Consider the following 22,060-nt stretch of genomic DNA (forward strand, 5'->3'; position numbering starts at 1 on the left):
ACCACCCCCCCCCCTGTGGAGGGGGTCCCGGCCGCCCGCGGGGGGCCCGCGGCCGATCCCCCGCGCCCCGACGGATTCCGGCTCGGGCAGCCGAACCGCGAGGTCAAGGTCTTCGCTCGGGCAGCCGAACCGCGAGGTCAAGGTCTTCGAAGGCACGCGGGTCGCGCCGCCTCTGTCGCCGGCCGGGCGCCGGTTCACATCCGTCCGCGGTCAGCGGCGGGGGCTCCCCTGTTCGGGGTCGTCATCGGGAGTGCTCCAGCCTTCGCCGCGCTGTGCGGGGTCGGCCAGGGCCCGTTGGGCCTGTTCCGTGTTCGGCGCCGGGGTGGACACCTTGCGCCGGGTGGCACGTCGACCGCCGACAACGAATGCCGCGATCAGGACGGCGACCACAGCGACACCCGCCACCGTCAGCCAGAGAGCGCCCATGGAAGAAAGGGCCAGTGTGGTGTGCGCTTCGTCGATCATGGATGCCGGGTACCCAGATCCTCGCAAAGCACCCACTTCCGCAGGCCGTGGCGCGTGGAGGCCCAGCGGCCCCCACCGCTTCGGCGGCCGATCGCGCTACGGCGCACCCTGCCTGCCGTTCGGCGACGGCCCACCGACGACGGGGAGCGCCGCGACGTACGGGGCCACGCGCGACAATCACCCGCATGAACGACGGATCGAACGACACCCAGAGCCGGCTCATCGGCATCGAACGGCTCCTGGAGTCCGGTGAACGTGAAGTGGCCCCCGCCTGGCGGAGGGTGACGCACGGGGAGCCGCGCTGGGCGGTGACCGCCGCGATCCTGGTGGCGGTCGTCCTCCAGCTCAAGCTTCCGGAGCGGCTGACCCTCCTGCCGTTCGGCGTGCTGCCGGCCCTCGAAGTGGTCCTGCTGCTGGGGCTCGTCGCCGCCAACCCCCGCCGGGTCGAGCCCCGGAACAAGTGGCTGCGGTCGCTGGGGCTGGCCCTCATCGGGCTCATCAGCCTGGCCAACGGCTGGGCCGCGGCCGAGCTGGTGCGGGGCCTCGTCCACGGCGGCGAAGGGACGAACGCCACGACGCTGCTGCTGACCGGCGGCAACATCTGGCTCACCAACGTCATCGTGTTCGCCCTGTGGTTCTGGGAGTTGGACCGGGGCGGGCCGGCGAACCGCATGATGGGCCACCGCCAGTACGCCGACTTCCTCTTCGTCCAGATGCAGAGCCCCGAATCCGCGCCGCCCGACTGGGAACCGGCGTTCCTGGACTACCTGTACCTCTCCTTCACCAACTCCGCCGCCTTCAGCCCGACCGACGTGATGCCGCTGTCCCGCTGGGCCAAGATGCTGATGATGCTCCAGTCCACCGTCTCCCTGGTCACCGTGGTGCTGGTGGTGTCCCGCGCCGTCAACATCCTGAAGTGATCGTGAGCCGCCCACGGTGGAAGGGCGTCCCTCGGCTCAGCGCGCTCGCGGCCGACCTGGCCGAGCGCGACCCTGCGCCGTCCACCCAGCGGACGCGCCAGCAACAAGATGCGCGCTGCATCTACTCTGCGAGACGCGACGACCGATCGAGGGGAGAGCGGACATGGCCGAGGTGCGGACCGAGCCGGACGCCGGCGGCCCGGGGACGGTGGTCGCCCTCCGCGACGTGAGCGTCCACCGTCACACGACCCGCCAGGTGATCCTCTCGGAGATCGACTGGACGGTACGGGCCGGTGAGCACTGGGCCCTGCTCGGCGCCAACGGCGCGGGCAAGACCACCCTGCTGCGTCTGCTGGGCGCGCTGATGCATCCGACGACCGGGAGCGTCGAGGTGCTCGGCTGCCGGCTCGGCCGGGTCGACGTACGTGAGCTGCGCGCCCGTATCGGCCATGTGAGCACCGCACAGCGTGTACCGCAGGACCTCGACGCCCACGGCGTCGTCCTGACGGGCCACACCGGGACCGTACAGCCGCTGTGGCGGAAGTACGACGCCGAGGTGCGCCGGCGCGCTCACGAACTGCTCGCCGAACTGGACATCAAGGAGCTGGCCGACCGGCCGTACGGGGTCTGCTCGGGCGGGCAAAGGGCCCGCGTCCTGATCGCCAGGGCCCTGATGGCCGAGCCGGCCCTGCTCCTGCTCGACGAGCCGTTCAACGCCCTGGATCTGCCCTCCCGGGAGGACCTCGTCGAAGCGATGCAGCGGCTGGCCGAGAGCCGCCCGCACCTCGCCACCGTGACGGTCACCCACCACCTGGAGGAGCTGTCCCCGGCCGTCGGCCGGGCGCTGCTCCTGCGCGAGGGGCGCGTCCTGGCGCAGGGGCCCGTCGAGGACACCCTGACCGATTCCCGGATGACCGATTGCTTCGGCCGGCGGATCAGCGTGGTCCGGCACGGCGGCCGATGGGCTGCCTATTCCGGCTCCCACCAGGGTAGTTGACAGCGGTACGAAGCAACTCGCGGCGCGGGAAAGGAAAGCGACGGGCGCCATGGCCGCCCGTCGAGTGCGGACAGCGCGTGTGGGCCGCCCCCGGTGAGGTCCCCCGACGTGGGCCCAACCGCATGGCGGGGCGCACCAGTTGATGGAGTGTGCCCTGTACGCGCCCCCGTCCGTACGGCGAAAATGCGCCTGTCGACGGTCTTTTCGCCAAGACACCGAGTACCCCGCCGCCAAGTCACCAGGAAAGCAGGTCGGCTGTCGTGCTGTTGCGTCTGCCCACGTCCGTGTCCGAAGCACAGGAGTACCTGACCCAAGGGGCGGTGCCGATCGGCGGCGCCACACTGGTGTGGGCCACCTGGCAACGGGACGGGTTCCCCGACCACGCCATGTCGCTGCGTGAACTCCCGGAGGCCAACACGATCGAGCCCGACGCCCTGGGCGCGGCCGTGGTGCTGAACCGCATCGACGGCCGTGTACCGGAGGTGCTGCGCCGCGCGGCCTCCACGGTGGGGACCGGCGCGGTCCGCCGGACGGCCACGGTGGGCGGCAACATCGTGGGCAGCACGCTGCGTTGCCTGCTCCCCGCGGCCCTCGTCCTGGACGCCCGCGCGGTGGTCCTGGAGCCGGAGGGTGTCACCGAGACCGATCTGGCCGAGGTGATCGCCAAACGTCATCTGCTCCTGAGCCTGCGCTGGCGCACACCGGTCACCAGCAACTACGTCAAGGCCCCGGCCGAGCCGGGCGGACCGTCGCCGCTGGTCGTCGCCGCCGCCCTGCACTCCGTCGACGGCGACGGCGACGGTGACGGTGACGGCATCGGAGACGGCGTCGGGGACCAGGACAGCAACGGCACAGGCGCAGGCACAGACACCACCAGCGGCACCACCACCGGCACCACCCTCCTCCGCGTCGCGGTCCGCTCCGAGGACGAGGTGTTCAGCGAGAACGCCGTGTACCAGGGCGACACCGAGGCGGCCCTGCACGCACTGCGGGACGGTTCCCTCGGCCGGCTCCCGGCCCCGGCATGGGATCTCGTCGCCCGACAGGTGACCGACCTTCTGGCACTCTCCACCGACCACTAGGGCCGCTCCCCCGGCCCCCGACACAGGCGACCGGAAATTCAACAGGTGGTGAGCGGTCGTACGGATCCGGGGACGGGGGCGTCGGCGCGCTCGTCCCCGGCCGTCCGCGGGCCCGGGGCCCCCGGCCCGCTGACCGGCGTCTCCGCCCGACTCGGGTGCGGGGGCCGGGTACGGACGCGGCCCCGGGGCACCGGCCGACGGGCCGCATCCGTAATTCATCAACGTGGAAATCGCAGGGCCGACTCCCGACTCTGGGTCCAGGCACCGGGAACCTCCCGGACCGCTCGGACGAAGGACGGAGCCCATGCCCTCCACCCGCACCCCAGCCGCCGGTCCCGCACCGGCCGTACGACACAACCTGGTTCTGGTGGTCACCTGCGTCGCCCTCGGCACGGTGGTGGCCGCCATGGCCTCGCTCAACGTGGCGCTTCCCGATCTCGCCCGCGAGACCCATGCCTCGCAGACGCAGTTGTCCTGGATCATCGACGCCTACAGCCTCGTGTTCGCGTCGCTGCTGCTGCCGGCCGGCGCGCTGGGTGACCGGTTCGGCCGCAGGCGGGCCCTGATCGCGGGGCTGACGATCTTCGGCGCCGGGTCCGCCGCCGCCGCGCTGACGACCGAGCCGTCGGCGCTCATCGCGCTGCGGGGCGTCCTCGGTGTGGGTGCGGCGCTGGTCATGCCGGCCACGCTGTCGACCATCACCACGACGTTCCCGCGCGCTCAGCGGGCGCGGGCGGTGAGCGTCTGGGCGGCGGTCGCCGGAGCCAGCGCGCTGGTGGGACTGTTCGCCTCCGGGGCCCTGCTGGAGGGCTGGTCATGGCGCTCGGTGTTCCTGCTGAACGTCACTCTGGCCCTGGTGGCCCTGATCGGAACGCTGCTGTTCGTGCCCGAGTCCGCCGAAGCGAAGCAGCCCAGGCTCGACGTCGGGGGCGCCCTGCTCGCCGTGGCCGGTCTGGTGGCGCTCGTCTACTCGGTCATCGAGGCGCCGACCCGCGGGTGGGCCGACCCGGTCACGCTCGCCGGGATCGGGCTGGGTCTGGTCGTGCTGGCCGGCTTCGTCCTCTTCGAGCTGCGCCGCGAGAACCCGTTGCTCGATCCCCGGCTGTTCCGCAACCGCCACTTCGCCGCGGGCTCGCTGTCGATCATGCTTCAGTTCTTCGTGTTCTTCGGGTTCATCTTCGTGATGATGCAGTACCTGCAACTGGTGCGCGGCGACAGCGCCTTGATGGCCGCGACCGCCATGCTGCCGATGGCCGTGACCATGGTTCCGGTCTCCCGGGCGGCCCCGGTGCTGGTCGGCCGGTTCGGTTTCCGGGGACCCTGGGTGGCCGGTCTCGTCGGCGTCGCGGCGGGCATGGGGATCCTCTCCCTGCTGGACGCGTCAAGCCCGTACTGGCTGATCGCGACCGGTCTCGTGCCGCTGGGCGCGGGGATGGGGCTGGCCATGACACCGGCCACGACCTCCATCACGGACGCCCTGCCGCGGTCGCTGCAGAACGTGGGCTCGGCCATGAACGACCTGGCGCGGGAGCTCGGCGGCGCCCTGGGGATCGCCGTCCTCGGCAGCCTGCTCAGCGCCGCCTACCGCGACCACCTGAGCCTGCCCGGTCTGCCGCAGCAGGTGGCGGACGCGGCCCGTTCCTCGCTGGCCGCGGCCCACGCCATCGGCGGCCCGGTCTCCGGCCGGGCGACGACCGCCTTCGTCGACGGCATGCACGTGGCGCTCCTCGGCGCCTCGGCCGCCGCCGTCCTGGCCGCCGTCGCCGTCGCGGCGCTGCTGCGCTCCGCCCCGCGGCCCGAGGAGTCCGCCGAGGCTCACGAGGTCCCAGAGACCTCCGGCGCGCCGGAGCAGCCCTCGTACCTCTGAGCCGTACTCCGCCGTCTCGAAGACCGGTGCCTCGCGCGGTGCGAGGCGCCGGTCTTTCGCACGCCGCGCGGGGCGCGGGCATCCGGCCGCCGGGGCCCCCGGTCGAAGGACGGCAGGGACGGTACGGAGCCGGTGCGTCAGGGACGCGCGGCCGGTCGCCCCCTGGCCCCGGTGTCCCGGGCCGGGCGTCCGGGGCCGCGCAGGGCCTGGCGCAGCTGTGGGCTCATGAGGCGGACCAGGTCGTCGGTCGTCATGGAGGAGATCGGCTCCAGGCGCAGCAGATAGCGGGTGGCGATCAGCCCGGCGATCACCGTGGTGAACGCGGTGGCACGCTGACGGGCGTCCCGTCCCGGCACGAGGGTCGCGATCCGGTCGACGATCTCGCGCTCCAGGGCCTCCTTCACCAGTGCGCCGAGGGAGTCGTCGTCGATGGCGGTCTTCATCATCGCGAGCAGGGGCGGCCCCGTCACGGGGTCGTCCCAGACGGCGACGACCTGACGGACGACCCGCTCGGGGAACGTGGTGAGGTCCCCTTCCTCCACGACCCGCGCGAGGAGTTCGGCCGGGTTCGCGCCCAGCGCCAGCGCGGCACCGAACAGCCCCTTCTTCGATCCGAAGTAGTAGCTGATCAGCGCGAGATCGACGTCGGCCTCGGCGGCGACGGACCGGAGGGTCACCGCGTGATAGCCGTCCTCCAGGAAGCGGCGCCGGGCGACCTCCAGGATCGCGGCCCTGGTGTCCGGGCTTCCCGGCCTGCGACCGCGCTGCCCACCGGGTTTATTCATCACGGACGAATTCTAAGGCGCCGTCCGGCACGGTTGCGGGGCGTTCCGATCCGCCACCCTGTGTACCGATGTCGACCTCTTCTTACGAAATGGCATCGTTCATCCGAATGAGTGGTACATCACACATCGAGGCCGTAGCGTCGAGCCAGAGCCGACACCTCGACGGCCACACGAAAGAGCGTCCCGCACGGAGCTGATATGCGCACAAACTCGATCCGGACCGCGTTCACCATCTGCGCGGCCGCGGCGCTCACAGCGGTGATGGGTACCGCTTCCGCCACCCCCGCGACCTCGCACGCGACCTCGCACCCCGCGCGGCACCGCCAGGCGTCCCCCGTACTCGTGGACTGCTTCTGGCATCCGGACGTGCGCCCCGCCGAGTTCATCCTGGCCTGCGGCGACGGCAACAGCCGCCTCGTCTCGCTCCACTGGTCGCAGTGGAACCAGGACTCCGCGGTCGCCCGGGGAGTGAACATGGTGAACGACTGCAAGCCGTACTGCGCGGCGGGCAAGTTCCACTCGTACCCGGTCGTCGTCCGGCTGGACCACCCGCAGCAGTGGAAGAAGAACCCCCACCTGCGGCACTACACGCAGATGACGCTCACCTACACCCAGAACCACCCGGACGGATACGCGCAGAAGGTCAGCTACCCGTTGTGGAACTGACGCCGGGGTCCCTCGCGGACCCGGCACCGCGCGCCTGGGGCCCCGCCCGAGGCCGCCCCAAGGGGTCACCCGAGCACCGGCGCCCGCGCCGGACTCGCCGACGGTGAACACCGTCCGGAACCCCGTAGCCACAGAAACAGGTACAAAATGGGGCATGTGGGTATCCGGCGCATGTCAGTGGACCGTCTCGTCGAACAACCGTCCGGTCGCGGTCTGGTGGCGATCCCGCTCGCGTTGATCGTCGTGATCACCGTGGTGGACATCCGCTCCCCCACCGACGTCCACCTGGGGCCCCTGCTCGTCATCGCACCGACCCTCACGGCCTCGCTCGCGGGCCCCGCCCTGACGGCCCTGGTCGGCGTCCTGGCGGTCGCCGCCCAGGTGGTCGTCGCCATCCTGCACGGCGGGATCGGCACCACCAATCACATCGCCCAGCTCATCGCCCTGGTGGTGCTCTCCGCCCTCGTCGTGTTCGTCTGCCGGGTACGGGAGCGACGGGCCCAGGAACTCGTGCGGGCCCGCTCCGTCGCCGAGACCGCGCAACGGGTGCTGCTGCGGCCGCCACCGCGCCGGATCGGCCCGCTGCGCGTGGCCTGGCTGTACCTGGCCGCCGACGACGACACGCAGATCGGCGGCGACCTGTTCGCGGTGACCCGGGCCGTCGACGCGTCCACCCGCGTCATCATCGGCGACGTCCGGGGCAAGGGGCTGGCCGCCATCGGCGAGGCGTCAGTCGTGCTGGGCGCCTTCCGCGAGGGCGCCCACCGCTACGCCACGCTGCCCGAACTGACGGCAGCCCTCGAGGTGAGCGTGTGCCGGGACCTGGACGAGGTGGCCGACACCGAGCACGACCCGGGCGAGCACTTCGTCACGGCGCTCGTCCTCGACATCCCCGACGACGGCAGACAGGTCGAAATGATCAACTGCGGTCATCCGCCGCCGCTGCTCCTGCGCGATCACCAGGTGAGCGTCCTGCACGCACGCCACCCCGTGCCCCCGCTGGGCATGTGCGAACTGCCCGCCTCCAGCCACCACACCGATCCGTTCACCTTCGAGGCCGGCGACTTCCTGCTGCTGTACACCGACGGCGTGATCGAGGCCCGCTCCCCGGAGGGCGCCTTCTACCCGCTGGCCGAGCGCGTCGCCGGCTTCGCCGCCTCCAACCCCGACGTCCTGCTGCGCCAGATCCACGACGACCTCGTCCGGCACATCGGCGACCAGCCCGGTGACGACGCCGCCTTCCTGGTCATCGAACGCACCGCCGCGCACCACCTCCGCCTCGCCCACCACCCCCTGGACGGCCATCACCGGCTTCCCACCGACGGATCGCCCCCTCCCGCGCAACGCTGAACCACCGGCGCAGGGGCGCCCCGGCCCGCGCCGCGCGCACATGCCCGGTGGCGAGGCCGGTCGCCGCGGGGCCACGATGGAGGGAGATCGACTCGACGCAGGGGGCACACCCAGGGAGGCTCCTGTGGCCCACACCTTCGCAACGGACGTCCTGGTGGCGGGCGCGGGCCCGGTGGGTCTCACCGCGGCCGCGGAACTGCGCAGGCGCGGGGTCCGCTGCCGTATCGTCGACCGCCTTCCGGAGCGGCTCCCGTACGCGAAGGCCGTGGGCATCCAGCCGCGCACGCTGGAGATCTGGGACCACATGGGGCTCACCCGCACCGTCCTGGAGGCGGCGGCACCGATGTACGGGCAGCTCGCCTACGTCAACGGCGCCGAGAAGGCCCGGATCGACTTCGCCCTGCCGCCCGAGGTGCCGTACGGCTTCGCGGCCCTGCCGCAGTACGAGACGGAACGCATCCTGGAGGAACACCTCGCTCGGTTCGGGACCGCGATCGAACGGGGCACGGAACTGGTCTCGTTCGACCAGGACGCCGCCGGTGTGACCGTCTCCCTGCGATCGGCGTCCGGAGCCGAGGAGGAGGTCCGGGCGCGCTATCTGGTGGGCTGCGACGGCGCGCACAGCGTCGTGCGCAAGAAGCTGGGTCTCAGCTTCGAGGGGAGCGCGTTCCCCGAGGAGTACATGCTGGGCGATGTCGAGGTGGACTGGGACATGCCGCCGGGCTACGGCGTCCGTGCCATGCACCACGACGGCGACGGCGCGGTGGACGACATCCTCGTGTGCATCCCGCTGCCCGGCGACAGCCGCTACCGGACCTCGATGATGGTCCCGCCCGAACTCTCCGCAGCGGCGCGGAACGACGGGCCGGGCGACCCGTCCGACGGCGTCGCCCACGGCCTGGACGGCAGCGTCGCGCCCGCGCTCTCGGACATCCAGGCGGTGCTGGACCGGATGTCCCCACGACCCGCGACCGCCTCCCGCCTGCGCTGGTCCTCCGTCTTCCGCATCAGCCACCGGATCGTCGACCGCTACGGCGACGGCCGCGTCTTCGTCGCGGGCGACGCGGCGCACATCCATCCGCCGACGGGCGCCCAGGGTATGAACACCGGCATCCAGGACGCCTGGAACCTGGCCTGGAAACTCGCCCTCGCCGTCGAGGGCGGCGCGCACCCCGAACTCACCGCCAGTTACGACGCCGAGCGGCGGCCCGTGGGCGAGGAGGTCGTCGCGCGCACGGTCCGCCACGCGGCACACGGCGTCCAGGCCGACCCGGACGACCCGACGACCGTGATGCTGCGCGAGGCACAGCTCCTCGTCGGATACCGCGGCAGCCCGCTCGTGGGCCCGGCCGCGGAATGCCCCGGCCCCCAGCCGGGCGACCGGGCGCCCGACTGCACCGGCCTCACGGCGCACATCGCCGCGTTCCCGCTGCGCCTGTACGACCTCCTGCGCGACCGCGGGCACGTGCTGCTCGTCTACGGGGACGGCGAGCAGGGCCGACAACTCGCCGAAGCGGCGGACGAGTTCTCCTCGGGGCGGGTCGGCACCTGTGTGATCCGGCCCGCCGGAAGCGCCCCGGACACCGCCGGCCCGCCGCAGTACATCGACACGCTCGGCGAGTTCGCCCGTCTCTACGGGGTCTCCGACGGGGCGACCGCCTTCCTGGTCCGCCCGGACGGCTATGTCGGTGCCCGCCTCCGCCCGCCGACGGCGGCGGAGCTGACCGCCCACCTCGCCCGCACCTTCGCCCCGGCCGACTCCGGCACCCGGTGACGGCGTCGGCCCTCCTCGAAGCCAACAGGCGGACTCAGTCCATCAGTTGGGCCGCGAGGGTCGCGCCGAGCTCCCAGCACGCCTCGATGTCGGCCTTGCCCGGCTCGCCCGTCACCTTCACCGCCTCGGCCGCACGGCGCCAACCGAGGCCCGTCGTCACGGACTCGATGCCGCGCACCGCCCCCGTGACGTCGTTCCCGCCGTGCACGTAGTAGCCGAAGGGGCGCGCGGCCGTGGCGTCCAGGCACGGGTAGTAGACCTGGTCGAAGAAATGCTTCAGGGCGCCCGACATGTACCCGAGGTTGGCCGGGGTGCCGAGCACATAGCCGTCGGCGGCCAGCACGTCGGACGCGGTGGCCTCCAGCGCCGCCCGCCGCACCACCTGGACGCCCTCGATCTCGGGCGCGGTCGCGCCGGAGAGCACGGCTTCGAACATGGCCTGGCAGTTGGGCGAGGGCGTGTGATGCACGATCAGCAGAGTAGGCACACCCCGCACCCTGCCGCGCCGCCCGGCACCACCGCAAGCACCACCCGCCGCGCCAACGTCCGTCTTCCTCCGCACCCCCGGAGATCCGCGCTCCGACACCGTCCGTCACACGCCACGCACATGCCGGAAGGCGGGCTTCCGCCCGGCTGCACGATCGGGCCCACGGTGCAAGGCTTGAAGTAATCCGGAGCCGCTGAAGCCCGGCTGTTTCGGCACACCTAGACCGAAGGGTGATCCGATGACCAGCCGCAAGAAGAAGGACGGCCAGCACACCTCCGGGGCCGGAGCAGCCTCCGCCCCCACCGCCCGGTCCGGCTCCGCCGGGGTCGAGCAGGACGTGGACGAGCTGGTCGCTCGCGGCCTGGAGGCACTGGACGAGTACGCCGACTACACCCAGGAGCAGATCGACCACATAGTGAAGAAGGCCAGTCTGGCCGCGCTCGCCGAGCACACCCGGCTCGCCATGATGGCGGTCGAGGAGACCGGGCGCGGCGTCTTCGAGGACAAGGCCGTCAAGAACATCTTCGCCTGCGAGAACATCACCCACTCGATGAAGGGCGTCAAGACCGTCGGCGTGATCCGGCGCGACGACATCGACGGGATCGTGGAGATCGCCGAGCCCGTCGGGGTGATCGCGGGCGTCACCCCGGTCACCAACCCCACGTCCACCACCATCTTCAAGGCCCTGATGGCGCTGAAGACCCGCAACCCGATCATCTTCGGCTTCCACCCGGCCGCGCAGAACTGCTCCGCCGAGGCCGCCCGGATCGTCCGGGACGCGGCCGTGCGCGCCGGAGCCCCCGCGCACTGCGTGCAGTGGATCGAGCGGCCCTCCAAGGAGGCCACCAGCGCCCTGATGAACCATCCCGGGGTGGCGTCGATCCTGGCCACGGGCGGCAACGCGATGGTCCGGGCCGCCTACAGCTGCGGCAAGCCCGCGCTGGGCGTCGGGGCCGGCAACGTGCCCGCGTACATCGAGAAGAGCGCCCGGATCCGCCGTGCGGTCAACGACGTGGTGCTCTCCAAGACCTACGACTACGGCATGGTGTGCGCCTCCGAACAGGCCGTGATCCTGGACCGGGAGATCCGCGACGAGGCCATCGGGGAGTTCCGCAAACTCAAGGCGTACACGGTCAACGACCACGAGAAGGCGCTGCTGGAGGCGTACCTCTTCGGTGTCGGCGCCGAACAGCAGGGCGGACGCGACTGCGCGGGCGCCCAGTTGAACGCCGACATCGTGGGGCAGAGCGCGGTCGCCATCGCCGAGGGTGCCGGGTTCGAGGTGCCCGAGGACACCTCGGTGCTCCTGGTCGAGGTCTCCGAGGTCGGCGTCGAGGAGCCGCTGACCCGGGAGAAGCTCTGCCCGGTGCTGGCCGTGCTGACGGTGGACAGCCGGGCCGACGGCGTTCGACTGGCCACGGAGATGGTGGAGTTCAACGGTCTGGGCCACTCGGCCGCCGTCCACACCGAGGACCCGGCCTTCGCCGAGGAGTACGGGCACGCCGTCAAGGCCTGCCGGGTGATCTGGAACGCGCCCACCTCGCAGGGCGGAATCGGTGACGTGTACAACGCGTTCATGCCGTCCCTGACCCTGGGCTGCGGCTCGTACGGCAGCAACTCGGTCTCCGGGAACGTCACCGCGCTCAACCTGATCAACATCAAGCGGATCGGGCGGCGGAACAACAACATGCAGTGGTTCAAGATCCCCTCGAAGATCTACTTCGAGCGTGACTCCGTCAAGTACCTGGCCGACATGCGCCGCGGCAGCCGGGTCGTCGTCGTCACCGACAAGACCATGGTGGAGATCGGCCACCTGGAGCGGATCCGCACCGTCCTGCGGCGCCGCAGCGAACCCACCGAGGTCCGGGTCATCGACAACGTCGAGCCCAACCCGAGCATCGACACCGTGCGCGCGGGCGCCGAGATGATGCGCCACTTCGAGCCGGACACCATCATCGCCCTCGGCGGCGGTTCACCGATGGACGCGGCCAAGGTGATGTGGCTGATGTACGAACACCCGGAGGTCGAGTTCGGGGACCTGAAGGAGAAGTTCTTCGACATCCGCAAGCGCGCGTTCACCTTCCCCGACCTGGGGCAGAAGGCCGACCTGGTGTGCATCCCGACCACCTCGGGCACCGGCAGCGAGGTCACCCCGTTCGCCGTCATCACCGACACCGCCACCGGGCAGAAGTACCCGCTGGCCGACTACGCGCTGACGCCGAGCGTCGCCATCTGCGACCCGGCGCTCACGCTCAACCTGCCCAGGGCCATCACCGCGGACTCCGGCTTCGACGCGCTCACGCACTGTCTGGAGACCTACGTCTCGGTGTACGCCAACGACTTCACCGACGGGCTGGCGCTCCAGGGCATCCGGCTGATCTTCGACAACCTCGAACAGGCCGTGGTGAACGGGCCGAACGACCCCGTGGCCCGGGAACGCATGCACAACGCGGGCACCATCGCCGGCATGGCCTTCGGCTCGGCGTTCCTCGGCGTGGTGCACGCCATGGCGCACACCCTGGGCGCGACCTTCCACGTCGCGCACGGCCGCACCAACGCGCTGCTGCTGCCGCACGTCGTCCGTTACAACGGGTCGGCGCCCACCAAGGTCACCAGTTGGCCGAAGTACCACGAGTACATCGCCCCCGAGCGCTACCAGGACGTCGCCCGGATGCTGAACCTGCCGGCCGACACCCCGGAGGAGGGTGTGGAGTCCCTGGCCCACGCGCTGGAGGAACTGCGCGAGAAGGTCGGCATCCCGCGGTCGTTCAAGGACGCCGGGGTCGACGAGGCGGCGTTCCTGGACGCCCTGCCCGAGCAGGCGATGAACGCCTACGAGGACCAGTGCGCGCCCGCGAACCCGAGGCTGCCGATGCTCGCCGACATGCAGGAACTGATGCGCCGCGCCTACTACGGCGACCCGGTGTGAGCCCCCGCGGACGGCGCGGGAACGACCGGACCCCGATCGACGGCGAAGGAGTCGTACACCGATGACCACGCAGCAGCAGCGGCCCGTCCGGAGCGCCTGGGACGGCTTCCGGGGAGGTCTGTGGCGGGACGAGATCAACGTACGGGACTTCATCCAGCAGAACTACACCCCGTACGAAGGGGACAGCTCCTTCCTGGCCGGTCCCACCGAGCGCACCACGGCCGTGTGGAAGAGGATCACCGATCTGTTCCCGGACGAGCGCGCCAAGGGCGTCCTGGACGTGTCGTACGACGTCCCGTCCACCATCACCGCCCATCCGCCGGGCTACATCGACCAGGACACGGAGCTGATCGTCGGTCTCCAGACCGACGCGCCCCTGAAGCGGGCGATCATGCCCTTCGGCGGCTGGCGGATGGTGGCCGGGGCGCTGCAGACCTACGGCTATCCCGTCTCGCCGGAGCTGGAGAAGGTCTTCACCCAGTACCGCAAGACCCACAACGCCGGGGTGTTCGACGCGTACACCCCGCAGATCAGGGCGGCCCGGAAGGCGGGCATCGTCACCGGCCTGCCCGACGCCTACGGCCGGGGCCGCATCATCGGCGACTACCGCCGGGTTCCGCTGTACGGCGTCGACCGGCTGATCCGGGCGAAGCAGGAGGAGAAGGCCGGCCTGGACGCGATGCCCCGCGACGCCTCACGCCTGGAGGAGGTGATCCGCGAACGCGAGGAGATCTCCGAGCAGATCCGCGCGCTGGGCGAGCTGAAGGAGATGGCCGCCTCCTACGGATCCGACATCTCGGGTCCGGCGAGCACCGGGCGCGAGGCCGTGCAGTGGCTGTACTTCGCCTACCTCGCGGCGGTGAAGGAGCAGAACGGCGCGGCCATGTCCCTCGGCCGCACCTCCACGTTCCTCGACGCCTACCTCCAGCGGGACATCGACGCCGGGATCCTCGACGAGAGTTCGGCGCAGGAGATCATCGACGACTTCATCGTCAAACTGCGGATCGTACGGTTCCTGCGCACCCCGGAGTACGACGAGCTGTTCTCCGGCGATCCGACCTGGGTCACGGAGTCCATCGGAGGCATCGGCTCGGACGGTCGCACGCTGGTGACGCGGACCTCCTTCCGCTATCTGCAGACCCTGTACAACCTGGGGCCCGCGCCCGAGCCGAACATGACGGTGTTCTGGTCTCCGGCGCTTCCGCAGGGCTTCAAGGAGTTCTGCGCGCAGGTCTCGATCGACACCTCTAGCCTGCAGTACGAGTCCGACGAACTGATGCGCCCGCGCTTCGGTGACGACACCGCCATCGCCTGCTGCGTCTCGGCGATGGAGGTCGGCAAGCAGATGCAGTTCTTCGGCGCCCGGGTCAATCTCGCCAAGACACTGCTGTACGCGATCAACGGCGGCCGGGACGAACTGTCCGGCGCCCAGATCGGCCCGGCCACCGGAGCCGTCACCGGCGAGACGCTGGACTACGACGAGGTGCTGGGCAAACTCGACCGGCAGATGGAGTGGCTGGCCGAGACCTACGTCCACGCCCTCAACGTCATCCACTACATGCACGACAAGTACGCCTACGAACGGCTGGAGATGGCACTCCACGACCGTGACATCCGGCGCACCATGGCGTGCGGCATCGCCGGCCTCTCGGTCGCCGCGGACTCCCTGTCGGCGATCAAGTACGCCGAGGTCACTCCGGTGCGGGACGAGACGGGACTGGCCGTGGACTTCCGCATCGAGGGCGCCTACCCGGCGTACGGCAACAACGACGAGAGGCCCGACGCGATCGCGGTGTGGCTGGTCGAGGAGTTCATGCGCAAGGTGCGCAAGCACCCCACCTACCGGGGCGCCGAGCACACCCAGTCGGTCCTCACCATCACCTCGAACGTGGTGTACGGGAAGAAGACCGGCAACACCCCCGACGGCCGCCGCGCGGGCGAGCCGTTCTCGCCGGGCGCCAACCCCATGAACGGGCGTGACACCCACGGATACGTGGCCAGCGCGCTGTCGGTGGCCAAACTGCCGTACGAGCAGGCGGAGGACGGGGTCTCGCTCACGAACACGATCACCCCCGACGCGCTGGGCCGCACCCCCGAGGACCGGATCCGCAACCTGGCGGGCGTCCTGGACGGGTTCGTCACCTCCCAGGGCTTCCACATGAACGTCAACGTGCTCAACCGGAACACGCTGATGGACGCGATGGAGCATCCGGAGAAGTACCCGCAGCTCACCGTCCGGGTCAGCGGTTACGCGGTCAATTTCGTACGACTGACGCGCGAGCAGCAGCTCGACGTGCTGGGCCGCACCTTCCACGGGTCGCTGTAGCCGTCCGCCTCCCGGGGAGCGCGGACCGCGCACCGCGCTCCCGGGGAACCGCCACGACGGAAGAAGGCTTCGTCATGACCCTGATCCAGCCGGGACACGCTCTGCTGCCCCTCGTCTCCACCGACCCCGACCGGCCGGTCGAGGAGGCCGTCCCGCAGCGCGGCACCGGGCCACGCACCGGGTCGGTGCACTCCTGGGACCTGTCGACCGGCGTCGACGGTCCCGGCACCCGTTTCGTCCTCTTCGTGGCCGGCTGCCCGCTGGCCTGCCTGTACTGCCAGAACCCCGACACCCTGCGGATGAGCAACGGCAAGCGCGCCACGACGGACGAGGTCGTCGCGGAGGCGGCCAAGTACGTGCCGTTCATCCGCGCCGCGGGCGGCGGCTTCACCGTCAGCGGAGGCGAACCGATGCTCCAGCCGGACTTCACCGGCGAGATCCTGGGCCGCTGCCACGACGACCTGGGCCTGCACACCGCCCTGGACACCTCCGGCTTCCTCGGCGCGCGTGCCACCGACGCCTTTCTGGACAGCGTCGACCTGGTGCTCCTGGACATCAAGTCCTGGGACCGCGAGCTCTACATGCGTCTCACCAGCCGTCAGTTGGAGCCGACCCTGGTGTTCGCCCGTCGTCTGGCCGCACTCGGCAAGGAGGTCTGGGTCCGCTTCGTCCTGGTCCCGGGGCTGACCGACCCCCCGGAGAACGTGGCGGGAGTCGCCGCCTTCACGGCGTCCCTCGGCAACGTCACGCGCGTCGACGTGCTGCCCTTCCACAAGTTCGGCGCCGACAAGTGGGCGGGCCTCGGCATGAACTTCACGCTCGCCTCCACCCCCGTCCCGAGCGCCGCCCAGATCGCCGAGGCCCGCTCCGTCTTCGCCTCGCACGGCCTGTACGCCGTATGACGATCCGCTGATCCGCCGGCGCCCGGCCCGCCCGGCGCTCCCCGCGCACCGCCTCCGGCCGGGCGACCGGAGGCGGTGACGTGCATGGTCCGGCCCTCGGCCTTCAGTGGCCGGGGACCACGAGATGCGCCCTGTCCCGGGGGCGGGTCGTGATCAGGTAGTGCTCCTCGGCCAGCCGCCAGCGGGCCTCCCAGTCGATCGGTCCGTGATCGTCACCGCGGGCCCGCAGCCGGCGCATGGACTCCTCGGGCGGGGTGTCCACGTAGACGACCAGGTCGTAGTGGTCGACGAGTTCGGGCCGGGCGGTGTAGACGCCCTCGACGAGGACGATGCCGTCGCAGGTGACGGCGCACAGCTCGTCCGTCACCAGGGACCCGGTCGGCCAGTCGTAGCGCCGGTAGTGCGCGTCGTGGCCCGTGGCGAGCGGGGTGAGGACCTCGTCGCGCAGCCGCTGCCAGTCGAAGTAGCGGTCGTACCCCTCCGTGGGCGTCAGTGCGGCGCGTTCGTCCGGGTCCATCGGACGGTAGAAGTCGTCTCCGTGCACGACCACACCGCCGCCGAGCCGTGCCACGGCCGACGCCAGGGTCGACTTGCCCGACCCGCCCATGCCGTCCACCGCGATCAGCACCAGTCCTTGGTTGCCGCGGGCGCGAGCGGCGGCCACGACGCTCTCCGCGACAGCTTCGATCTTCGTCATGGGGAGATTGTGGCCGCGCCGGGTGCCGCGTTCAGGCCGATTCGGCACACTCGTAGGTTCCGACGACTCACGGGTCCGGACGGGCGCGGCGGAACACACGGCAGAGGGGCCGACATATGGTGTCGGCCCCTCTGACTTCGAGTAGCGGGGACAGGATTTGAACCTGCGACCTCTGGGTTATGAGCCCAGCGAGCTACCGAGCTGCTCCACCCCGCGTCGGTGAACACAACTCTACGTCACGTTTTCCGGTCCCGTGACCATGATCGCCCGCCGTCGGCCGGCGCGCGCTCCGCGAGCGGTCACACGTCGGTGGGCAGACCGCTCACCTCGGCGATACCCCGCAGCTCCTCGTCCTGACGGTGCCGCTCTCCGATGAAGTCGGCGATCTCCCTGCACCGCTCGGGATCGTCCGCCGTACCCGAATCGGTGACGACCCGGACGACACCGATCTCCTCGGTCTCCAGCTCGACGATCCGGTTGTCCAGACGTCCCGTGACGGCGACGGCGACCACGAGGGACGCCTCGTCACGGACCTCCTGCGGGACGCTGTCGGGTTCCGCGCCGTCGAGACACAGTTCGATCGCTCCCACCCTCTCCTCCCTGATCGCTTCGAGTACGGGCTCGACCATGCGTAGCAAGAGCGCGTAGTCCGCCGGATCCATGCGCAGGCGGAGCATTTCGAGGTACAGGTCGAGGGGCCGGTCATCCGGTGCCTGCTCTGATGCGTCCATGGAGCTTCGCCTTCCCCAATGTGGACGACATGATCGCGTCTCACACCAGCATGCTGTGAATCCGCGCACGGCGCCGGTCGAGACGGCCGTCCGGGACACGGCCGAGGGGGCTCGTGGCCTGTCCTCACAGGCCACGAGCCCCCTCGAAATCGTCCTTCGGAAATCGTCCGTCAGGACTCCGCCGGCGGGTTTCCTCCGTCGGGGCTCATCCGTCGGGAGTCGCCCGTGGCGGGCCGGTCCGGGTCACCCGTAGGTGCGCCGGATCCGGTAGAGCACGAAGGCGCCGGCGAGCACGCAGATCCCGCCGATGATGCCCGGCCACAGGTTCGCGCCGGTCTCGGCGAGCCCGCCGGTGCCGACCGCCTGCGGTTCGATGCCGGACGTGGCCGGCGGGTAGGAGGTCTCCGCGGCCGGCTGCGTCTGCGCGGGTGTCCCCACCTCGCCGCCCTGGTCGTCGCCCGCGGTCTCCCGCGGCGAGGACGTCACGTCGGACTTGGGCTCCACCGTGGCGGTGGGAGCGTCCCCGGCCGGCTCGGTGCCCGGCGCGTCCTCGGTGGGCTCGGCGGTCTGACCGCCGCCGTTGTCACCGGCGTTTCCGCCCTTGCCGTCGTCCGCGGTGGGCGCCGGCTCCTCGGAGGGGTTCTCAGAGGGGTTCGGGTCCGCCTCGGAGGGGTTGGGGTCCGCCTCCGACGGGTTCGGGTCCGCCTCGGACGGGTTCGGGTCGGCGGTCTGCGACGGCTCGTCGGTGGCCGGCGGGTCCTCCTGCTGGCCACCCCCGTTGCCGTTGCCACCTCCATTGCCATTGCCGTTGCCGTTGCCGTTGCCGTTGTCGCCCCCGGCGCCCGCGCCGCACTTCTTGCCGTTGTTGATGCAGTCGACCATGTCGTTCATCAGGCCTTCGTCGAAGACGTTGATGAAGTCGCCGTGGTCCGTGACCGGCTTGTGGAGGTTCTCCGGGAAGGAGTCCACCGCGAACAGGGGCGACGTACGGCCGCCGTCCTGGAGGCTCGGCGCGTCGATGGCGTAGACGATGCGCTGCACCAACTGCGGAATGGCCTTGAAGTTGGCCGGGCAGTTACCCTGGGCGTCGGCGAAGGCCACGTGCGTACGGTGGTTGGCGCTGTCGATGTTCGCGCCGTCCCAGCAGCTCTGGAACTTGAAGGTGCGCACGACGTCGCTGCCCTGCGGGCAGAGCGGGTACTTGTCCTTCAACTGCCGGTCCTCGAAGCCGGTGCAGCTCCAGGAGGCGTTGGCGTTCGCGGGCCCGTTGACGAACGCCTTGGCGTCGCCGGTGATGATGCGCAGCAGGCGGGGCATGGCCGTGACCTTGCTGCGCGGGTTGCCGACGAAGGTCAGCGTGACCTGCTTGGGCGTGACGATCTGACCGGCGTTGCCCTCGGTCCCGCCGCCGGGGGCTCCCGCGTCGCGTTCCTGCTTTCCGTTCTGGAGGCGCACCACGGGCCAGTAGTACGAGGACTTGTCGCCCTTGTCCTGGCAGGAGGTGTCGGCCTTGGCCAGGTCGTCGTCACTGGCGAACGCGGTGTTGGACTGGTTGCCGATGTAGTCGTGGAAGTGGTGGGCGCCGTTGCTGACACCGGGGGCCACGATCACGTTGTCCGAGTTGAACAGGCCGTTGGCGTTCACACCGCAGCTCGACACGAACTCGCCCTGGGAGGCGTCGGCTTGGGGCTGCGGGTTCTGGGCGTTCGGCTGCACGGACTTGATGTCGGCGTAGTCGCCGGCCACGGGGCCGTTGCCGGCCGGGGCGCCCTGCTGCTGACCGCCCTGCTGACCGCCCTGGTCCTGCGGCGCGCCGCTCGCGCTCGCTGAGGCGCCGCCCTGGTCCTGCGGCGCGGCGCTCTGGCCGGTGTCCGCCCCGGTGCCGGGCTGGTTGCCGGAGGGACGCAGGGTGCAGGCCGCGAAACCGTCGAGCCCGCTCGGCGGGTCGCCCGCGGCGTCGATGGCGGCCACGATGCGGCCGATCGACTGGGACCGCTTCTCCTTCAGCGGATTCATCACGGCGTCGGCGCCGCTGTCGCCGTTCTGCTGCATCTGGTCCGCACCGGCCTGGAGTTGGCGGTAGGCCTCGGCGATCTGCTGGTCCAGATCCGCCAGTTCCTTGTCGACACCCTCCTTCGCGGCGTCCGGGACCGTCTTCAACTGCTCGCCCACATCGGGGCAGTCGATGGTGGCGGAGCCGGCGGACAGGACCTGTGCGTCCGTCGCGCCGGTCTCGGACGCCGATGCGTAGACGTTGACTCCTACGAGTCCGCCTCCGCCCAATATCAGTGCGAAAGCTGCAGAGGTCGCGCGGCGTGCGCCCGTTGGGCGTCTGCGCTTGTTGCGTCCCAAGGTGGTGCTCCTACGCGTCGTGGTCGGCTCGACATGGAAATCCCCCGGCCCTATACGCACACGGGTCGCGTTGTGTTCAGCCGTCCCTGAAATTCACAGCGACCCCGTACGGAGCAACTTCCCCAGGGCGCTCCGGTGAACGCCGGAAGGCCCGCTTCCCCCCGGGCGGACCGGGGGGAGCGAGCGGGGCCCGCACCCCCTGCGGTTGCGCCGGGCGCGGACCGATGGCCTGATGGGAACACTGCACCACGGGTATGCCCCGGGCGCGGCCCCGGTCCCGCCCGGGGCCGGTGGAGCAGGGCAGGGTGCTCCGCCGCTTCCACCGTGAGCACGGCCAGGGCAGCGGCACGAGGCGGTGAAAAGTGACGGGAGCGGAGATCGACTTCCGCGGTGTCTTCCACGCCCTGCCCGGCATGGTCGCCCTCCTCACGCCCGAACTGGTCTTCGTGGACGCCAACGACGACTATCTGAGCAACTCCGGGCGCTCCCTCGAGCAACTGGTCGGCCGGTATCTCTTCGACGTCTTCCCCGACCGGCCGGGCGACCCCGCGGCCACCGGGATGCGGAACCTGAAGGCGTCCCTGCGCCGGGTGGTGGAGACCGGGGAACGCGACTCCATGGCCCTGCAGCGCTACGACGTGCAGTCCCTCGACCGGCCGGGTGTCTGGCAGGAGCGTTACTGGAGCCCGGTCAACTCCCCCGTGCTCCGGGAGGACGGCACCGTGGCGCTGGTGGTCCACCGCGTGGAGGAGGTCACCGAGTTCATCCGCGCCCGTGGCGGAATCGAGGAGGGCAGCCGGAGCCCGGTGCTGGAGGCCGAGTTGTTCACGCGGGCCCGCGAACTGCACGAGCTCAACGAGCGCCTGCGGCGCGCCCACGCCCGGGAGCGGGAGGTCGCCGTCGCCCTCCAGGACGCCCTGCTGCCCTCACCGGACCAGGTGGGGCCGCACCGGGCGGCCGTGCGCTACCGACCGGCCACGAGTTCGCTGAACGTGTGCGGCGACTGGTACGACCTGGTGGCGCTGAACGACGGGCGGATGGCGGTCGCGGTGGGCGATGTCGTGGGCCACGGCCTCTCCGCCGCCTGCGTCATGGGCCAGTTGCGCAGTGCCCTCAGTGCCGCGTCGCGGGCCGCCGAAGGTCCCGCGCGCGCCCTGGAGGTGCTCGGGCTGTACGCGCGTTCCGTGGAGGGCGCCGAGTCCACCACGGCCGTGACGGCCTGGATCGACTGGGAGACCCGCACCATCACGTACAGCAGCGCCGGGCATCCTCCGCCGGCCCTCCTGCGCGGCGACGGGAGCGTGGAGTTCCTGGACGGGGCGACCGACCCGCCGCTGGGAGCCCGGCCGGAGCATGTGGAGCGCCCCGAGGCCGCGACGGACTTCGCCGCGGGCGACACCCTCGTGCTGTACACCGACGGTCTGATCGAACGCCGCCTCGAGGACATCGACGTGGGTCTGGGGCGCCTGGCCGCCGCGCTGGCCCACCACCGCCGGGCCGAGCCCGAGGCCCTCGCCGACGCGCTGCTGTCGGACCTTCTCCCGCCCGACGGCATCACGGACGACACGGCGCTGGTGATCCTCCCGCTGTGAGGCCGCCCGGGGCGTCGGGCGGGCCCGGGCACACCCGGGCGGCCCGCGGCCCCGCCCGCGGGGCGCCCCCCGGGGGGGGGGGGGGCCCGGGGGGGGGGGGGGGGGCCCCGCCGGGGGGGGGGGGGGGGGCGGACGACG

The 22,060-nt window shown here is 71.2% G+C and carries 17 protein-coding genes and 1 tRNA gene; 11 read left to right on the top strand and 7 right to left on the bottom strand.

The window, feature by feature from the left end; translation table 11 throughout:
* Window positions 1-210 precede the first annotated feature (210 nt).
* The gene (locus tag ACFRIC_RS03175) at window positions 211-465 is read right to left on the bottom strand and encodes a DUF6479 family protein (protein ID WP_382778750.1); all 255 of its coding nucleotides are present in this window, start codon (window positions 463-465) and stop codon (window positions 211-213) included.
* Between the two features lie 185 nt (window positions 466-650).
* Here ACFRIC_RS03175 and ACFRIC_RS03180 point away from each other — a divergent pair, with 185 nt between their 5' ends.
* From ACFRIC_RS03180 to ACFRIC_RS03195, 4 genes are all read left to right on the top strand, one after another.
* Complete coding sequence (locus tag ACFRIC_RS03180) at window positions 651-1,385, top strand: hypothetical protein (RefSeq protein ID WP_382778751.1); 735 nt, start codon at window positions 651-653, stop codon at window positions 1,383-1,385.
* A gap of 163 nt (window positions 1,386-1,548) precedes the next feature.
* Window positions 1,549-2,382, top strand: coding sequence for an ABC transporter ATP-binding protein (locus ACFRIC_RS03185; RefSeq protein ID WP_382778752.1), 834 nt, complete (start codon window positions 1,549-1,551; stop codon window positions 2,380-2,382).
* A 260-nt stretch (window positions 2,383-2,642) separates the two neighbouring features.
* Window positions 2,643-3,464, top strand: coding sequence for an FAD binding domain-containing protein (locus tag ACFRIC_RS03190; RefSeq protein WP_382778753.1), 822 nt, complete (start codon window positions 2,643-2,645; stop codon window positions 3,462-3,464).
* 304 nt (window positions 3,465-3,768) lie between these two features.
* The gene (locus ACFRIC_RS03195; protein ID WP_382778754.1) at window positions 3,769-5,331 is read left to right on the top strand and encodes an MFS transporter; all 1,563 of its coding nucleotides are present in this window, start codon (window positions 3,769-3,771) and stop codon (window positions 5,329-5,331) included.
* 137 nt (window positions 5,332-5,468) lie between these two features.
* Here the strand turns inward: ACFRIC_RS03195 and ACFRIC_RS03200 are convergent, their stop codons facing one another.
* Window positions 5,469-6,116: a TetR family transcriptional regulator gene (locus ACFRIC_RS03200; protein WP_382778755.1), complete on the bottom strand. Its 648-nt coding sequence runs from the start codon at window positions 6,114-6,116 to the stop codon at window positions 5,469-5,471.
* Window positions 6,117-6,314: 198 nt separating this feature from the next.
* Here ACFRIC_RS03200 and ACFRIC_RS03205 point away from each other — a divergent pair, with 198 nt between their 5' ends.
* The 3 genes from ACFRIC_RS03205 (at window position 6,315) to ACFRIC_RS03215 (ending at window position 9,906) form a co-directional block, all read left to right on the top strand.
* Window positions 6,315-6,782, top strand: a complete 468-nt coding sequence (locus ACFRIC_RS03205) for a hypothetical protein (protein WP_382778756.1) — start codon at window positions 6,315-6,317, stop codon at window positions 6,780-6,782.
* 171 nt (window positions 6,783-6,953) lie between these two features.
* Complete coding sequence (locus ACFRIC_RS03210; RefSeq protein ID WP_382778757.1) at window positions 6,954-8,132, top strand: PP2C family protein-serine/threonine phosphatase; 1,179 nt, start codon at window positions 6,954-6,956, stop codon at window positions 8,130-8,132.
* Window positions 8,133-8,256: 124 nt separating this feature from the next.
* Window positions 8,257-9,906, top strand: a complete 1,650-nt coding sequence (locus ACFRIC_RS03215) for an FAD-dependent monooxygenase (RefSeq protein WP_382778758.1) — start codon at window positions 8,257-8,259, stop codon at window positions 9,904-9,906.
* Between the two features lie 34 nt (window positions 9,907-9,940).
* Here ACFRIC_RS03215 and ACFRIC_RS03220 read toward each other — a convergent pair whose 3' ends face one another.
* Window positions 9,941-10,393, bottom strand: coding sequence for an NAD(P)H-dependent oxidoreductase (locus tag ACFRIC_RS03220; RefSeq protein ID WP_355764289.1), 453 nt, complete (start codon window positions 10,391-10,393; stop codon window positions 9,941-9,943).
* 238 nt (window positions 10,394-10,631) lie between these two features.
* Here ACFRIC_RS03220 and adhE point away from each other — a divergent pair, with 238 nt between their 5' ends.
* The 3 genes from adhE to pflA all read left to right on the top strand — a co-directional run bounded on the left by adhE (window position 10,632) and on the right by pflA (window position 16,550).
* Entirely contained in the window at window positions 10,632-13,322 is a 2,691-nt protein-coding gene (adhE, locus tag ACFRIC_RS03225; RefSeq protein WP_382778759.1) for a bifunctional acetaldehyde-CoA/alcohol dehydrogenase, read from the top strand.
* Window positions 13,323-13,383: 61 nt separating this feature from the next.
* On the top strand, window positions 13,384-15,648 hold the full coding sequence (gene pflB / locus ACFRIC_RS03230) for a formate C-acetyltransferase (RefSeq protein ID WP_382778760.1): 2,265 nt from the start codon (window positions 13,384-13,386) through the stop codon (window positions 15,646-15,648).
* A gap of 74 nt (window positions 15,649-15,722) precedes the next feature.
* The gene (gene pflA, locus ACFRIC_RS03235; protein ID WP_382778761.1) at window positions 15,723-16,550 is read left to right on the top strand and encodes a pyruvate formate-lyase-activating protein; all 828 of its coding nucleotides are present in this window, start codon (window positions 15,723-15,725) and stop codon (window positions 16,548-16,550) included.
* Between the two features lie 103 nt (window positions 16,551-16,653).
* Here pflA and ACFRIC_RS03240 read toward each other — a convergent pair whose 3' ends face one another.
* The 4 genes from ACFRIC_RS03240 to ACFRIC_RS03255 form a co-directional block, all read right to left on the bottom strand.
* Window positions 16,654-17,247: a uridine kinase gene (locus tag ACFRIC_RS03240; RefSeq protein WP_382778762.1), complete on the bottom strand. Its 594-nt coding sequence runs from the start codon at window positions 17,245-17,247 to the stop codon at window positions 16,654-16,656.
* A gap of 142 nt (window positions 17,248-17,389) precedes the next feature.
* Window positions 17,390-17,463, bottom strand: a tRNA-Met gene (locus tag ACFRIC_RS03245).
* An 83-nt stretch (window positions 17,464-17,546) separates the two neighbouring features.
* Complete coding sequence (locus ACFRIC_RS03250; RefSeq protein ID WP_382778763.1) at window positions 17,547-17,978, bottom strand: hypothetical protein; 432 nt, start codon at window positions 17,976-17,978, stop codon at window positions 17,547-17,549.
* Window positions 17,979-18,221: 243 nt separating this feature from the next.
* A complete protein-coding gene (locus tag ACFRIC_RS03255) occupies window positions 18,222-20,330 on the bottom strand; it encodes a DUF1996 domain-containing protein (protein ID WP_382778764.1) in 2,109 nt (702 codons plus the stop codon).
* Window positions 20,331-20,743: 413 nt separating this feature from the next.
* Here ACFRIC_RS03255 and ACFRIC_RS03260 point away from each other — a divergent pair, with 413 nt between their 5' ends.
* Window positions 20,744-21,922, top strand: coding sequence for a PP2C family protein-serine/threonine phosphatase (locus tag ACFRIC_RS03260; protein WP_382778893.1), 1,179 nt, complete (start codon window positions 20,744-20,746; stop codon window positions 21,920-21,922).
* Window positions 21,923-22,060 lie beyond the last annotated feature (138 nt).

The organism is Streptomyces sp. NPDC056738, from assembly GCF_042790435.1.
Lineage (GTDB): Bacteria > Actinomycetota > Actinomycetes > Streptomycetales > Streptomycetaceae > Streptomyces.

Excerpts from the sequence above, each read along its gene's own strand:
- ACFRIC_RS03175 (WP_382778750.1), bottom strand. The coding sequence starts at position 465 with ATGATCGACGAAGCGCACACCACACTGGCCCTTTCTTCCATGGGCGCT.
- ACFRIC_RS03180 (WP_382778751.1), top strand. The coding sequence starts at position 651 with ATGAACGACGGATCGAACGACACCCAGAGCCGGCTCATCGGCATCGAA.
- ACFRIC_RS03185 (WP_382778752.1), top strand. The coding sequence starts at position 1,549 with ATGGCCGAGGTGCGGACCGAGCCGGACGCCGGCGGCCCGGGGACGGTG.
- ACFRIC_RS03195 (WP_382778754.1), top strand. The coding sequence starts at position 3,769 with ATGCCCTCCACCCGCACCCCAGCCGCCGGTCCCGCACCGGCCGTACGA.
- ACFRIC_RS03200 (WP_382778755.1), bottom strand. The coding sequence starts at position 6,116 with ATGAATAAACCCGGTGGGCAGCGCGGTCGCAGGCCGGGAAGCCCGGAC.
- ACFRIC_RS03205 (WP_382778756.1), top strand. The coding sequence starts at position 6,315 with ATGCGCACAAACTCGATCCGGACCGCGTTCACCATCTGCGCGGCCGCG.
- ACFRIC_RS03210 (WP_382778757.1), top strand. The coding sequence starts at position 6,954 with ATGTCAGTGGACCGTCTCGTCGAACAACCGTCCGGTCGCGGTCTGGTG.
- adhE (WP_382778759.1), top strand. The coding sequence starts at position 10,632 with ATGACCAGCCGCAAGAAGAAGGACGGCCAGCACACCTCCGGGGCCGGA.
- pflB (WP_382778760.1), top strand. The coding sequence starts at position 13,384 with ATGACCACGCAGCAGCAGCGGCCCGTCCGGAGCGCCTGGGACGGCTTC.
- pflA (WP_382778761.1), top strand. The coding sequence starts at position 15,723 with ATGACCCTGATCCAGCCGGGACACGCTCTGCTGCCCCTCGTCTCCACC.
- ACFRIC_RS03240 (WP_382778762.1), bottom strand. The coding sequence starts at position 17,247 with ATGACGAAGATCGAAGCTGTCGCGGAGAGCGTCGTGGCCGCCGCTCGC.
- ACFRIC_RS03250 (WP_382778763.1), bottom strand. The coding sequence starts at position 17,978 with ATGGACGCATCAGAGCAGGCACCGGATGACCGGCCCCTCGACCTGTAC.
- ACFRIC_RS03260 (WP_382778893.1), top strand. The coding sequence starts at position 20,744 with ATGGTCGCCCTCCTCACGCCCGAACTGGTCTTCGTGGACGCCAACGAC.